The 13,332-nt window shown below is 64.6% G+C and carries 12 protein-coding genes; 4 read left to right on the forward strand and 8 right to left on the reverse strand.

Annotated elements, in window-relative coordinates; all coding sequences use genetic code 11:
• The first annotated feature begins 119 nt into the window (after positions 1-119).
• Positions 120-1,760: a BCCT family transporter gene (locus DTX69_RS07460; RefSeq protein ID WP_119300902.1), complete on the forward strand. Its 1,641-nt coding sequence runs from the start codon at positions 120-122 to the stop codon at positions 1,758-1,760.
• On the opposite strand, the gene DTX69_RS07465 is transcribed toward DTX69_RS07460, so the two are convergent.
• From DTX69_RS07465 to DTX69_RS07475, 3 genes are read right to left on the reverse strand one after another with little or no spacing between them, the layout of a single operon-like run.
• Complete coding sequence (locus DTX69_RS07465; RefSeq protein ID WP_162916851.1) at positions 1,757-2,035, reverse strand: PilZ domain-containing protein; 279 nt, start codon at positions 2,033-2,035, stop codon at positions 1,757-1,759. The genes DTX69_RS07460 and DTX69_RS07465 overlap by 4 nt on opposite strands.
• A gap of 16 nt (positions 2,036-2,051) precedes the next feature.
• Positions 2,052-2,327 carry a PilZ domain-containing protein gene (locus tag DTX69_RS07470; RefSeq protein WP_119300903.1) on the reverse strand — a complete coding sequence of 92 codons (276 nt, stop codon included), beginning with the start codon at positions 2,325-2,327 and terminating at the stop codon, positions 2,052-2,054.
• Positions 2,327-2,725: a RidA family protein gene (locus DTX69_RS07475; protein WP_119300904.1), complete on the reverse strand. Its 399-nt coding sequence runs from the start codon at positions 2,723-2,725 to the stop codon at positions 2,327-2,329. Before DTX69_RS07475 ends, DTX69_RS07470 begins: the two co-directional genes overlap by 1 nt.
• A 190-nt stretch (positions 2,726-2,915) precedes the next feature.
• Here DTX69_RS07475 and trmFO point away from each other — a divergent pair, with 190 nt between their 5' ends.
• Positions 2,916-4,286: a methylenetetrahydrofolate--tRNA-(uracil(54)-C(5))-methyltransferase (FADH(2)-oxidizing) TrmFO gene (trmFO, locus tag DTX69_RS07480; protein ID WP_119300905.1), complete on the forward strand. Its 1,371-nt coding sequence runs from the start codon at positions 2,916-2,918 to the stop codon at positions 4,284-4,286.
• 6 nt (positions 4,287-4,292) lie between these two features.
• On the opposite strand, the gene DTX69_RS07485 is transcribed toward trmFO, so the two are convergent.
• Positions 4,293-5,048: a hypothetical protein gene (locus DTX69_RS07485; RefSeq protein WP_162916853.1), complete on the reverse strand. Its 756-nt coding sequence runs from the start codon at positions 5,046-5,048 to the stop codon at positions 4,293-4,295.
• Positions 5,049-5,284: 236 nt separating this feature from the next.
• Here DTX69_RS07485 and DTX69_RS07490 point away from each other — a divergent pair, with 236 nt between their 5' ends.
• On the forward strand, positions 5,285-6,037 hold the full coding sequence (locus DTX69_RS07490; RefSeq protein WP_119300907.1) for a substrate-binding periplasmic protein: 753 nt from the start codon (positions 5,285-5,287) through the stop codon (positions 6,035-6,037).
• Here DTX69_RS07490 and DTX69_RS07495 read toward each other — a convergent pair.
• Both DTX69_RS07495 and DTX69_RS07500 read right to left on the reverse strand, forming a co-directional pair.
• Entirely contained in the window at positions 6,018-6,635 is a 618-nt protein-coding gene (locus tag DTX69_RS07495) for a hypothetical protein (protein WP_162916855.1), read from the reverse strand. The two genes, DTX69_RS07490 and DTX69_RS07495, sit on opposite strands and share 20 nt — an antisense overlap.
• Positions 6,636-6,723: 88 nt before the next feature.
• Positions 6,724-8,082 carry an MFS transporter gene (locus DTX69_RS07500; protein ID WP_119300909.1) on the reverse strand — a complete coding sequence of 453 codons (1,359 nt, stop codon included), beginning with the start codon at positions 8,080-8,082 and terminating at the stop codon, positions 6,724-6,726.
• On the opposite strand from DTX69_RS07500, the gene DTX69_RS07505 reads away from it, so the two are divergent.
• Positions 8,081-10,795, forward strand: coding sequence for an AMP-binding protein (locus DTX69_RS07505; protein WP_119300910.1), 2,715 nt, complete (start codon positions 8,081-8,083; stop codon positions 10,793-10,795). The two genes, DTX69_RS07500 and DTX69_RS07505, sit on opposite strands and share 2 nt — an antisense overlap.
• Positions 10,796-10,798: 3 nt before the next feature.
• Here the strand turns inward: DTX69_RS07505 and DTX69_RS07510 are convergent, their stop codons facing one another.
• Positions 10,799-11,419: a hypothetical protein gene (locus DTX69_RS07510; RefSeq protein WP_162916857.1), complete on the reverse strand. Its 621-nt coding sequence runs from the start codon at positions 11,417-11,419 to the stop codon at positions 10,799-10,801.
• A 128-nt stretch (positions 11,420-11,547) separates the two neighbouring features.
• Positions 11,548-13,110 (reverse strand): trimethylamine methyltransferase family protein, encoded by a 1,563-nt coding sequence (locus DTX69_RS07515; protein ID WP_119300912.1) that lies wholly within the window; start codon positions 13,108-13,110, stop codon positions 11,548-11,550.
• Between the last annotated feature and the right edge of the window lie 222 nt (positions 13,111-13,332).

Here is a 13,332-nt window from a genome sequence, read left to right on the forward strand (position 1 = left end):
TCAGGGGCAACGCGACGGCGTTCGGAGCTAATGTTCTATGGCCCAAGAGCAATAATTCCAACAACCATTGGGCCTTGTGAACAAGGGGCAAACAACACAATTTTGGGAGGAAAAGCGAAATGCCAAGCAGCGACACTTCCGTTCCCCGTCCGGCGGGAGAAGCCGGGCAGATCGAAACCGAGTATGCCATCGGCCAAGACAACATCCGCACCAAGATCGGGCCGGTCGCGCTGGATATCCACAATCCTGTTTTCGTGATCGCCGGGGGCGTGATCGTCCTCTTCGTCGTCCTCACGCTGATTCTGCAGGATCAGGCGCAAGTGTGGTTCGAAGGCTTGCGCGACTGGCTGACCGCCGCCCTCGACTGGTTCTTCTTGCTGTCGGGCAACATCTTCGTCCTTCTCTGCCTCTTTTTGATCGTCTCTCCGCTCGGCAAGGTGAGGCTCGGTGGGACGGCGGCAAAGCCGGACTATTCCTACGCCGCCTGGTTTGCGATGCTGTTTGCCGCCGGCATGGGCATCGGGCTCATGTTCTTCGGGGTCGCAGAGCCCATTTCCCACTTCTCCTCCTCCGTCGCGGCGGAAGCTGGGCAGCCCGACAGCTGGGCCCCGTTGGCCGGCGCGCCCGGTAACCCGGAAGAGGCCCGCCGGCTCGGCATGGCCGCCACGATCTTTCACTGGGGTCTGCACCCCTGGGCCATCTACGGCATCGTGGCATTGTCACTTGCCCTCTTCTGCTACAACAAGGGGCTGCCGCTCACCATTCGCTCGATACTCCATCCGATCCTCGGCGAGCGGGTCTGGGGTTGGCCCGGACACATCGTCGATATCCTGGCTGTGTTCGCAACGCTGTTCGGTCTCGCGACCTCGCTGGGCCTTGGTGCGGAGCAAGCCGCCGCGGGCCTGAACCATCTGTTCGGCATTTCTGCGGACAATACGACAAAGGTGCTGCTCATCATCGGCATCACCGCCATTGCCCTGTTCTCGGTCGTCGCCGGCCTTGATGCCGGCGTGAAGCGGCTGTCGGAAATCAATATGGTGCTGGCTGTGGTGCTGCTGCTCTTCGTCATCATCGCCGGCCCAACAATCGCGATTCTGTCCGGCTTCTTCTTGAACCTTGCGGCATACATCGAGTACCTGGCGCCGCTTTCCAATCCGTTCGGACGATCAGACGCGAACTTCTCCCAAGGCTGGACGGCGTTCTATTGGGCCTGGTGGATATCCTGGTCGCCTTTTGTCGGGATGTTCATTGCGCGCGTCAGCCGTGGGCGCACGGTACGCCAGCTCCTCACGGCGGTACTGATCGTGCCCTCGCTTGTCTCCGTGCTCTGGATGACGGCTTTTGGCGGTACCGCGATCACGCAGGTGGTCGACCTTGGTCTGACCCAGCTGGCCGACGCGGCCCTGGAGCTGAAGCTCTTCGTGATGCTGGAGAGCTTGCCGCTGGCGGCCATCACGTCCGTCGTCGGCATCGTGCTCGTGATCGTGTTCTTCGTCACCTCCTCGGACTCCGGATCGCTGGTGATCGACACGATCACCGCCGGGGGCAAGATCGACGCGCCCGTCACGCAGCGGGTGTTCTGGGCGACCTTCGAGGGCTTGGTGGCGATCGCGCTTCTGGTCGGCGGCGGCCTCGCGGCCCTGCAGGCCGCTTCGGTCTCCACCGGCTTCCCCTTCACGATCGTGCTGCTGCTTGCCTGTTATGCGGTGGTGAAGGGATTGCGTTCGGAGCCGCGTCCGGCGCGCCAGCCGGCCACTTAGCTGTCCGGCCCGACGAACCGGACGCCGACAATGTTGTTGCGCGTCCAGCGTCGCTCGCACAGGCGCACCGGCTGGCCGGCGACGTGAAGCTCGAACTTGTCAGGCAGGGCTTGGCGCGGCGGGAATTCCAGCCGCGCCCCGCCTTGCGAAAGATCGCGCACGCGGCACACCATCACGCCTTTGCCGTTGTTGAAGACGACCTTCGCGCCCTTGAGGATGGTTCGCCGGTCCTGGGAGCGGCGGGAGGATTGGGGGCTGCCTTGATCTTCGGTCACGGCGCCCGCCTCGGAGTTACTCGTCGTCGTCCAGGAACCGGACGCCGAAGAAATTGTCCTTCGCCCAGCGCACTTCGCACCGGTAGATCGCGCCGTTCTGCATCTGGAGGTCGAAGGTGCGGGGCAGCATCTGCCGGCTGGCGAATTCCAGCTTGGCGCCGCCGTCCGACAAGTCGAGGATTGTGCAATCGAGCAGGCTCTGCTTGTCGTTGAAGAAGACCCTGGCCGCCCGCAACACTTTCTTGCGGACGGAGGAACGGCGGTCGGCAAACGGATCGCGTTCAGGATTCATTACGTGTTCTCGGCGGCCCGCGCCGCCACTCCCTCGACTTCAATCAACAATTCCGGCGCAGCCAATCCCGCGACGATCATCAAGGTGCTGGCCGGTTCCACAGATCCCAGCATGCGGTCGCGAATCTCGCGGTAGGCGGCGATGTCGCTGCCCCTGGTCAACAGCACCGTCACTTTCACCAGGTCCTGCACGTCAAAGCCTGACTCCCGGATGCAGGCGATCAAGTTGTGGAAGGCCCGCTCCGCCTGCGCTTCGAACCCGTCGGCGATCTTGCGGTCGCGGTCGCAGCCCACCTGGCCCGATATGTACAGCCAGCGATAACCCTGCGGTGCGATGACCGCATGGGAATATCGGCTGAACGGCGCCGCTACGCTGGCTGGGTTCAGGCGCTGCAGCATGGGTGCCCGTGTCCCCTTCTCACGTCCGAATGATTGGCAGATTCGTCCCACTTGTCCATTGTCATGCGTGCAATTGGTTACAAAAGACTGAATTTTCCGTTGCCTTTGCCGCGAATGGTGGCCGGACAGCCGTCAAGCCGTTGCAATCACGGGACTTGAGGCGGCCCGCTGAACCCATTATCTGACCCCCATGAACGCTTCTCGTCCCGCTCCCGTCCATGTCATTGGCGCCGGCCTGGCCGGCAGCGAAGCCGCCTGGCACCTGGCCCAGGCCGGCGTCCCGGTGGTGCTGCACGAGATGCGCCCGCAGCGCGCGACCGAGGCGCACCAGACCGAGAACTGCGCCGAGCTGGTCTGCTCGAACTCCCTGCGCTCTGACGATGCGGAGAACAACGCCGTCGGCCTGCTGCACGAGGAGATGCGCCGCGCGGGGTCTCTGATCCTCGCCTCCGCCGACGCGCACCGGCTGCCGGCCGGCGGCGCCTTGGCGGTCGACCGCGACGGTTTTGCGCGCGCCGTGACCGAGCGGCTGCAGTCTCATCCCCTGGTGGAGATCCAGCGCAGCGAGGTCGCGGGCCTGCCGCCGGATGAGTGGGACAGCGTCATCATCGCCACCGGCCCCCTCACCTCGCCTGCCTTGTCCGAAGCGATCCGGCGCCTGAGCGGCGAGGATGCGCTCAGCTTCTTCGATGCGATTGCGCCGATCGTCTATCGCGAGACCATCGACATGGAGAAAGCGTGGCTGCAATCACGCTATGACGAGGGCGGAACCGGCGGCGACTACATCAACTGCCCGCTGGAGAAGCCGGACTATCTCGCATTCATCGATGCGCTGCTGACCGGCGAGAAGGCCGCGTTCAAGGAGTGGGAGACCAGCACGCCCTATTTCGAAGGCTGCCTGCCGATCGAGGTGATGGCGGAGCGCGGACCGGCCACCTTGCGCTTCGGCCCGATGAAGCCGGTCGGCCTCTCCGATCCGCGCACGGGCCGGCGGCCCTACGCGGTCGTGCAGCTGCGCCAGGACAATGCGCTGGGCACGCTCTACAATATGGTCGGCTTCCAGACCAAGCTGAAGCACGGCGAGCAGGTGCGCATTTTCCGCACCATTCCCGGTCTGGAGCGCGCCGAGTTCGCGCGCCTCGGCGGCCTGCACCGCAACACCTTCATCAATTCCCCCAAGCTGCTCGACGAGAAGCTGCGCATGAAGGCGATGCCGCGCCTGCGCTTCGCCGGCCAGATCACCGGTGTCGAAGGTTATGTGGAGAGCGCCGCGATCGGCCTGTTGGCCGGCCGCTTCGCCGCCGCCGAACGCCTCGGCGTCGCCGTGGTTCCACCGCCCGCCACCACCGCGCTCGGCGCGCTGCTGCGGCACATCACGGTGAACGCCAACAGCGCCAGCTTTCAGCCGATGAACATCAATTTCGGGCTGTTCCCCACATTGGCCGAGCCGGAGGGCCTCACGCGCGGCGAAATCCGCGAGTGGAAGGCCCAGCGCAAGCCGCTGATGTCCCGCCGTGCGCTCAGCGATCTCAGCGGTTGGCTAGGACAGCAGGCCGGCTAGCGCGGCCTACATGCGCGCAATTCCTGTTTTCATATATTTGAGCCCGAAAGCATCTGAAATGCAGCGGCCATACTCGTAGTCCTGATCACGCAGGGGCGCACAGGGCTGGATATCGTCCTCGGTCAGGTCCAAGGCTTTGATCACACCTTCGACAACGCACTCCTGCGGATCGCTCGCCGAACCGCTGCCAAGGCATTCCCGGATCTTCATCAGCACAAGCTGCCGCATGGCTTGATCAGCCGAGCTCGCCGGATCGGTCCAATCGAAAGCTGCCAGGGCATCCTGGCCGGCCTTCTCAGCGACCTTATAGCCGGCCACGCCCACTATGATGCAATCGGCGTCCGCTTTCATGTCCTGCTGCAGGGGGCAACGGCTTCTTGCCAACCCTCCTTGGTCGAACCCTGCGAGCAATCGTTCGTGGTAGCATGCGACCAAGCCTTCGTGGCCCCTGGCACGGATGCACGCACTCATCAGTCGGTCCATGAGTTCGAGCGCCTGCCTGTCGCGCTCGGCCTTGAAAGGCTCGCTCGGCATGTAGGTGTCGGCATCCACGGCTCCATCGACGTCGCCATCGGGGCTGATCACTTTGGCAGCAGATGTCGCGGAATGAGCATTCATCAATGCCTGGGCTAGGGCGTCAGTCTCCTGGGCTGCCGGCGCCTGGTTTACCGCTCCGTGACTCGTGCTGCTTCCCGCCTGTTGGCAGCCGACCAGCACAAGCGAACCGCAACATACCGCGAACAAGGTTTTGACCCACCTCATCCAGACGCCCCACCCAAGAATCCCGGTGCAGTCTGCAGGCTAGCCAAGGGATCTGCAACCATCAATCGTGCCGAGTATCGGTGGCGTTTCACGGGCCGTGCGCAAAATGTGAGCGATTCAGGATCGCCAAAGCCGCCTGATACGGCGCCGCTTGCTTAGCGACCTGGCTTAACGAGAAAGTAGGATAGTTCCGGCAACTTTCTCCGCAAACGATCTGCTCCCTTCGGGTTCCGCTGATGCTCTGGCGCCACGCAATCATGGGTTTGATGGCGCTCGTTGCCTTCCCGGCCGCGGCGGACCAGTCCCGCATCACGATTCTCTTTCACGTTCGACCGCCCTATGCCCTGCAGGAGTCCGGAGACCACGTGACCGGTATTCTGGTCGATCCAGTGGCGGCCGCCTTGGCAAAGGCTGGGATCGGCGCCGATTGGAGTGAAATGCCGCCCGCCCGCCAGACAGAGGAGATCAAGCGCGCGAAGGAGCCGGTCTGCGGTCTGGGCTGGTTCAAGCGTCCGGAGCGCGAAAGCTTCGCCCTGTTCAGCGAACCGATCTATCAAGACCAGCCTACGATTATCGTCGCGCGCAGGAATGATGTGCGCTTCTCCGACGGCATGTCCCTGCAGGACAACTTCCGCGACGCCGCGCGCATGCTGATTGTCAAGACCGGCTATTCCTATGGCGCGGCGATCGACGGATGGATCAAGGCGCTTCAACCGCGTGCCGAGACCTCATCCGGCAGCAATGAGCTGCTGCTCGGCATGGTCGCCCAGGCGCGGGTCGATTATGCGATCATGGCTCCAGAGGAGGCGCAAGACCTGCTCGGCACGAAGCCCGCGCTCGGCGCGTCGCTGCGCACTGTGCGCCTGAGCGACGCGCCGGACGGGGAGTTGCGTCACCTCATGTGCTCCAGGGCAACGCCACTGGAACTCATCGCCCGCATCAACGATGCCCTTGCCCAGTCGGGGTCCGTCATCCCGAAAGCACCGTAAGCGCCGCCTGGTACATCGCCGCGTCGTGCGCGTCGATGATGCAGGCGCCGCGTTGCTCCTGCGTCGCCCGTGCGGCGCAGTGCTGCGCCACCACGCCGCTCAAGCCCAGGAGCTTGGCGCTCAGGCTGGTGAAGCAGGAATTGCCCCGTTCCTCGGGCTTGCCCTCGCAGGCCTCGGTCAACATATCATTCAGCTCCTTGAGGGCCTGGTCGTGCGACTGCTGAGGCTGTGACCAGTCGAAGTCGGTATCCGGGTTCCCACCGAGCGCGAGCACCCAATCCACTCCCGATCGGCCGAACTGCACGCAGTCGCGGAGCGCCTTGTGGTCGGGCTTGTCGCGGCAGTGGCTTGCCAGAAATCCGTAGCGATCGAAGGCCACCAGCATCCGCGTGCTCACGCAGGCGCTCCAGTCGACGTCGGGATTGTCGTTGCAGGCTTCGGTCTCCGCCACGACCACCTGGTTGGAGAGTTCGTTGACCACCGCTCGCGATTGCTCCGGCGGCAGGGAGGCGACGTATTCGGGCGTGACCCCGCCGCTGGCGGTTTCGGGTGAAGGAGCAGGATCGCCGGACTGACAGGCCGAAAATAAGTGAGCCATCAAGAGAAACAGGAGAGCGCGTGTCACGTCGGGCGTACCGAAGGCGAATGGGAAACGTCCCTATATAGCGCGAAACGCGCGGCGTACTTCAAGCCGTGGCGGATGCCGCGCTGCTCCCGCGCGGTTCCTTCACGAACAGCAGCAGCAAGCCGCCGATGACGAAAAACGGCAAGATGGTGGCCATGCCCGCGCGCTGGCTCCCAGCCGCGAAGGTCACCCAACCGACCAGTGCCGGGCCAAGGAACGCGGTGATGCGACCCGCCAAAGCGAACAGGCCGAAGAACTCGGCGCGGCTTTCGGGCGGGGCGAGGCGCGACATCAGCGATCGACTGGAAGCCTGCGCCGGACCGAAGAACAGGCCCAGCCCAACGGCAAGCGCGGTGAACGCGAGCTTCGAATCCACGAACAGGATGGCAGCGCCCAGCAGGGTCATGCCGGTCAGCGCTGCAAGGATCGTCGGCTTGGCGCCGAACCAATCGTCCAGCCACGCGAACGCGATCGCGCCAAGGCCGGAGGAGACATTCAAGGCGATGGCAAACAGCAGGATCTCATCGAATGACATGCCGAAGGTTCCGGCCGCATAGATCCCGCCGAAGGCGAACAGCGTGTTGAGCCCGTCGGTATAGATCATCTTCCCCAGCAGGAAGATCGCGATATTGCGATGGGCGCGCAGCTGCCGGAAGGTGGCGATGAGCGTGCCGAGGCCACGGCGCACAGCCTGTCCCCACGGCAATCCGGTGCCGGTCCGGTCCGGCACCAGCAGGAACAGCGGCAGCGCGAACAATGCAAACCAGGCTGCCGTCAGCGGGCCAGCAACACGCACATGCTCCGCAGTCTCACGGTCGAGGCCGAAGGGCGACGGGTCCGGCTGAACGAACAAGACCAGGCTGAGGGCAAGGCAGGTGAGACCGCCAAAGTAGCCAATGCCCCAGCCCCAGCCCGAGATGCGGCCGACGCTGTCCGGCGGAGCAAGCTCCGGCAGCATCGCATTGTAGAAGACGAGGCCGAGTTCGAAGCCGAGCCCGGCGATGGTGAACGCGACCAGCGCGAAGGCGACGCTCGATTCCTCGGGCCGCACGAACCAGAGGCTGGCCGTCGCCAGCATGCAGATCACGCTGAGGGCGAGCAGCCACGGTTTCCGGCGGCCGCCCTGGTCGGCGATGGCACCCAGGATCGGCGCCAGCGCGGCGGCTACCAGCGCCATCACGCTGTTCACCTGCCCCCACAGCGCCGTGCCGAGCTCCGGGTTGGCGGCGACCGCCGTGGTGAAATAGGCGCTGAACAGGAACGTGACGATGATTGTTGGAAAAGCGGAATTCGCCCAGTCGAACAGACACCAGGCGATGATCGCGGTTCTGTTTCCGCGGACCGGCTTCACGGTGATAGTCTTGGGTACAGACACCAAGCGATCGGGCTCCCTCCGCAGATAGGTGGACGACGCGACCATGCCGAATCGCCATCTTAGCGATCAACCGGTAGCAAGTCTCCCACGGGCAGCTTCGGCTCAGGTCCGGCGACAGCCGGCCGGCGAACTGCGCACGCTGGTCGATCTGATCGGCCGCTGGCGCCAGAATGAAGAGCCTGCGGTCATTGTCGACCAGGAAGGCGAGCCGGAGGTCACGACCTACAGCTGGCTGGCCGACACGGCGGCAAAGATCGCGGCGCGGCTGCGCAGCGCCGGCCTTGAGCCGGAGGAACGCATCGCCATCCTGGCGCCGAACTCGCCCGCCTGGATCGCCGCCTATTTCGGGATCATCGCATCGGGCGCAACCGCCGTCCCGCTGGACTATCACAGCGCCGCTTCCGAGCTCGAGGGCATGCTGACGCGCAGCAAATGCCGTCGGCTATTCACCAGCAAGGCTGCGCTGGAAAACTTGCCGAAGTCCTGGAGCGATGGCGCCGATGCCGTCCATGTCCTCGACGATCCCGATCGCGCCGAGGGCAAGATCACGAGCTGGACGGTGTTGTTCGAGGATGCGCGCGACGTGGCCTTGCCCGCGGTTCGGCCGGACCACCTCGCCTCGCTTCTGTTCACGTCCGGCACGACCGGCACGCCGAAGGCGGTACCGCTGACCCACAGCCAGTTCCTGTCCAACGTGAATGCCCTGATGCAGGCGAACCTGATCCGCGCGGGCGATCGCGTGCTCCTGCCGCTGCCGCTGCATCACACCTATCCGTTTACGGTCGGCATGCTCACCAGCCTCAGCATCGGCGCAACGCTGGTCCTTCCCGGTGGTGCTACCGGCCCGCAGATCCTGCAGGCTGCGCGCACCGCCGCGGTCTCGGCGATCCTTGGCGTGCCTGGCCTCTATGCCGCGATGATCAACGGCATCGAGGCGCGGATGAAGCGGCGCGGCTGGCTCGCGCGCAGCGCCTTCAGGAACTTGCTGTCGCTGTCCACGTGGCTGAGCCGCAGGCTCGGCTTGCGCGTCGGCCGAGCGCTGTTCGCGCCTTTGCATCGCGAGTTCGGCGGCAAGCTCCGCGTGTTGAGCTCCGGCGGGGCGAAGCTGGATCCAGAAATCGCCTGGACACTGGAGGGGCTGGGGTGGCGCGTGCTGACGGGCTATGGCCTCACGGAAACGGCGCCCATTCTCACCTTCAACGCACCGCACAATGCGCGCATCGGATCGGAAGGCAGGCCGATCCCCGGTGTCCAGCTGCGCACCGTACCGGTGGAAGGCAGCGAATTCGGCGAGATCATCGCCTCGGGCCCGAGCGTCTTCTCCGGCTATCTCGACAATCCCGAAGCGAATGCGGAGGCGTTCGTCGAGCCTGGCTGGTTCCGCACCAAGGATCTCGGCTTCGTGGATGAGGATGGCTATCTCCACATCGTCGGCCGCGTCAACGAGACGCTGGTGCTGCCCGGCGGCAAGAAGCTGTTCCCCGAGGATATCGAGGGGCACTACGCCGACATTCTCTTCATCAAGGAAATGGCGATCCTGCAGCACAAGAACGCGCTGGTCGCGCTGGTCGTCCCGAATCCCGAAGCGATCCGCACGCGCGGCGCGACGCGGCTCGATGCCATGTTGCGCGAGGAGATCGAGCATGCGACCGCAACGCTGCGGCCGCATGAAAGGATTACCGGTTATGCCGTTACCAGGGAGGCGCTGCCGCGCACGCAGCTCGGCAAGCTGAAGCGGCATCTGCTGCCCACCATCTATGAGCAGGCCAAGGCCGGGAAGCGCCAGAAGCCGCAGGTCGAACTGGCAGCGGAAGACAGGGAGCTGCTGGCCCGCCCCGACACCAAGCCGATCTGGGATTGGCTGGTCGCCCGCTATCCGGATCAGACGCTCACACCCGATACCAGCCCGCAACTCGATCTCGGCGTCGACTCCTTGCAATGGATCGAGCTCACGCTCGAGCTTCAGGAGCATTTCGGAGTCAGGTTCAACGAGGCCGCGATCAGCCGGATCCTGTCGATCCGCGATCTGCTGAACGAAGCCGCGCAGCTGCGGGGCGCGCCCACCGCGCCGACGGAACCGGCGCCAGATGCCGCGCAATGGGTCCGGCCGATCGGTCTCGGCCACAAGCTCCTTGGCCTCATTCTCTACGGCATCGATAAGGGGATGGCGCGGCTCATGTTCCGCCTGCAGGTGATCGGCAGGGACAAGTTGCCCGGCGAGGATCGCATCGTCCTGACGCCGAACCATGTCAGTTTTCTCGATCCCATTCTGCTGGCGGCTGCCTTGAATCTGCGCGAACTGCAGCGGACCTGCTGGGTCGGCTGGTCCGGCATCATGCTGGCCGGCCCGATCATGCGCCTCGTCAGCCGCACCGCGAGCGTGCTGCCGATCGATCCCGACCGCGATCCGGCCGCCGCGCTGGATCTGGTCGACACCGCATTGCGGACCAAGACCCGCTTGGTCTGGTTCCCCGAAGGTCGCCGCTCCCCGACCGGCGAGCTCAGCGAGTTCCTCCCCGGCATCGCGCTGGTTCTGGAACGTACCGGCGCCAAGGCCGTGCCCGTCCATATCAGCGGCACCTACGAAGCTTGGCCCCGCTCACGAACGCTGCCACGCCCTCACAAGGTGACGATCCGCTTCGGCTTGCCGATCAGCGCCGATGAACTCGCCGAGCGCGGCGAAGGCGCAAACCGTCACGCACGCATTGCCAATGCGCTGCAGAAGGAGGTCGCAGCACTCGGGCACGTGAACGTGTGACGACTAGGACAGAGACTTGATGGCCCGCTGATATACGGCCGCGCTCAGCGCGTCGCTGACGCAGTCGAGCCGGTCGAGTAACCGCCGATGGACCCGACAAGACTGCGCAACAGTTGATGACAAACCCAGCGAAGTCGCTGTCTGCGCCTCGCTGAAACAGGCAATCTGCCCACGGCAGGTATCCTCGAGCCAGCGAGCGAACAGCTCTCTCGCCTCGTTGTTCGCGCCATCGATATTGGCCCAATTGACATCAGTGGCCAAGTTGCCGCCCGCGGCTTTCACTAGCGGAACGGTTTCGGCGGCGACCATGAGGCAAAGCTTGTACTCTGACCCGAGCCCATTCACCTTGCAAAGCGGCGCCAGCTGGCCAGTTTGGTCGAAGGACGTCTTGAATTGCTCGTTGAGGCAGGCATCGGCACGGTTAGGACAGCGCCCGATCGCCAAGTCAAGGTAGCGATCGACCATCGAATCGATGGCTGCCGTCGCCTGATCTCGCGGCAAGGACGCGATGTATTCCGGCGTCATCGCTGCGGGATCGATATTGGCTGCTGCCGTGGTCGTGCTGCCAGCCTGCCGAGCAGGCGTCATGCCGCCCGTCGCCGAGCATGCGGCGGCCAGGAACAAGACAACAACGGACACCAGGATTGACCGCACGCTGACCTCCCCCACTCAGAAGTGAGCGTCAAGCGTAGTGAACGGGAGATATTCGTTCAACAGAAACGTGCATGGACGCCAGCGAGACGGGGCGGCTCCTAGACGTTGCTATCCGGGACCGCTGCCTTCTTCTCGGCCATGAACGCCTGCAGCGCCTCGTCGATCGCGGGATCGAGCGCGGGTGCTTCGTATTCGGCCAGCATCTTCTTATAGAGCTTGTTGGCGCGCTGGGCGGCGTCCTGCCTTCCTTCCGCTTCCCACTGCTCGAAGCTGTTGTTGTCGGCGATGGCCGAGCGATAGAAGGCGGTTTCGAAATTCGCCTGGGTGTGCGAGCAGCCGAGGAAGTGGCTGCCCGGGCCGACTTCGCGGATGGCGTCGAGCGCCTGGCCGTTCTCGGAGAGGTCCACGCCCTTCGCCAGCACTTGCATCATGCCGAGCTGGTCGGCATCCATCACGAACTTCTCATAGCCGGAGGCGAGGCCGCCTTCCAGCCAGCCCGCGCCGTGCAGCACGAAGTTGGTGTTGGCGAGCAGGGTCGGCAGCAGGGTCTGCGCGCTCTCGTAGGCCGCCTGCGCGTCCGGCACCTTGGAGGCACAGAGCGAGCCGCCGGTGCGGAACGGAATGCCCAGGCGCCGCGCGAGCTGCGCCGCCGCGAACGACACCAGCGTCGGCTCCGGCGTGCCGAAGGTCGGCGCGCCCGATTGCATGGAGATCGAGCTCGCGAACACGCCGAAGATCACCGGCGCGCCCGGCCGATAGAGCTGCGATGTGCCGGCACCGGCCAGCACCTCCGCCAGCACCTGCGCAAGCGTGCCCGCTGCCGTCACCGGGCTCATCGCACCCGAGAGAATGAACGGCGTCGTGATCGAAGCCTGGTTGGCGCGGGCATAGACCTTCATCGCGCCCAGCATCGTGCCGTCCCACACCATCGGCGAATTGGCGTTGATCAGGCTGGTGATGACGGTGTTTTTCTCCAGGAAGTCGGCGCCGAACACGATCTTTGCCATTTCGACCGTGTCGGCCGCGCGCTCGGGCGCCGTCACCGAGCCCATGAACGGCTTGTCCGAATACTTGATGTGCGAATAGACCATGTCGAGGTGACGCTTGTTCACCGGCAGGTCCACCGGCTCGCACACCGTGCCGCCCGAATGATGGATTGCGGGCGACATGTAGGCGAGCTTCACGAAGTTGCGGAAGTCCTCGATGGTCGCATAACGGCGGCCGTCGTCGAGGTTACGGATGAAAGGCGGGCCATAGACCGGCGCGAACACCGTGTTGTTGCCACCGATCGTGACGTTCCGCTCGGAGTTGCGCGCGTGCTGCACGTACTCGCGCGGCGCGGATTTCTGGATGATCGAGCGCGGCAGGCCCTTCGGGAAGCGGATGCGCGTGCCCTTCACATCGGCGCCTGCCTGCTGCCACAGCTCGAGCGCTTCCGGCTCATCGCGGAACTCGATGCCGACCTCCTGCAGGATGGTGTCGGCATTGCTCTCGATGATTTGCAGCCCCTCCTCGCTCAGCACCTCGTAGATCGGGATGCGGCGAGAGATGAAGGGGTTCTGCACCAGCTTCGGCTTGTTGCGTGCCTGGCGCCGCGCCTCGGCGCCGCCGCGACTGCGGCGACCGCCGCCTTGTTCCGCGCTGGAGTCTGCGATGGCCATGGACCTGCCTCTTTGTGACGAAAACACATACCGGCAGCCTTGTTAGGCTCCGGCCGGAAATGCCGCCATTTCGTCACCCGGGGCGGGTTTCCTCTAGCGGATCAGCGACAGGCGATACCCATTTCGCGCCGCTTGCGCGAGTGCAAAACAGGCCGATTTCCGATAGTTATGCAGGCCGACCCGGCACAGGGGCAGTGTCGCGCCGCATTTTGCTGATGTCGC

Source organism: Dongia deserti (assembly GCF_003574735.1).
GTDB classification, from domain to species: Bacteria; Pseudomonadota; Alphaproteobacteria; order Dongiales; family Dongiaceae; genus Dongia_A; species Dongia_A deserti.

Bases quoted from the DNA above. Each gene is read 5' to 3' on its own strand.
- DTX69_RS07505 (WP_119300910.1), top strand. From the start codon at position 8,081: ATGCCGAATCGCCATCTTAGCGATCAACCGGTAGCAAGTCTCCCACGG.
- trmFO (WP_119300905.1), top strand. From the start codon at position 2,916: ATGAACGCTTCTCGTCCCGCTCCCGTCCATGTCATTGGCGCCGGCCTG.
- DTX69_RS07495 (WP_162916855.1), bottom strand. From the start codon at position 6,635: ATGGCTCACTTATTTTCGGCCTGTCAGTCCGGCGATCCTGCTCCTTCA.
- DTX69_RS07515 (WP_119300912.1), bottom strand. From the start codon at position 13,110: ATGGCCATCGCAGACTCCAGCGCGGAACAAGGCGGCGGTCGCCGCAGT.
- DTX69_RS07460 (WP_119300902.1), top strand. From the start codon at position 120: ATGCCAAGCAGCGACACTTCCGTTCCCCGTCCGGCGGGAGAAGCCGGG.
- DTX69_RS07470 (WP_119300903.1), bottom strand. From the start codon at position 2,327: ATGAATCCTGAACGCGATCCGTTTGCCGACCGCCGTTCCTCCGTCCGC.
- DTX69_RS07490 (WP_119300907.1), top strand. From the start codon at position 5,285: ATGCTCTGGCGCCACGCAATCATGGGTTTGATGGCGCTCGTTGCCTTC.
- DTX69_RS07500 (WP_119300909.1), bottom strand. From the start codon at position 8,082: ATGGTCGCGTCGTCCACCTATCTGCGGAGGGAGCCCGATCGCTTGGTG.
- DTX69_RS07475 (WP_119300904.1), bottom strand. From the start codon at position 2,725: ATGCTGCAGCGCCTGAACCCAGCCAGCGTAGCGGCGCCGTTCAGCCGA.
- DTX69_RS07485 (WP_162916853.1), bottom strand. From the start codon at position 5,048: ATGAGGTGGGTCAAAACCTTGTTCGCGGTATGTTGCGGTTCGCTTGTG.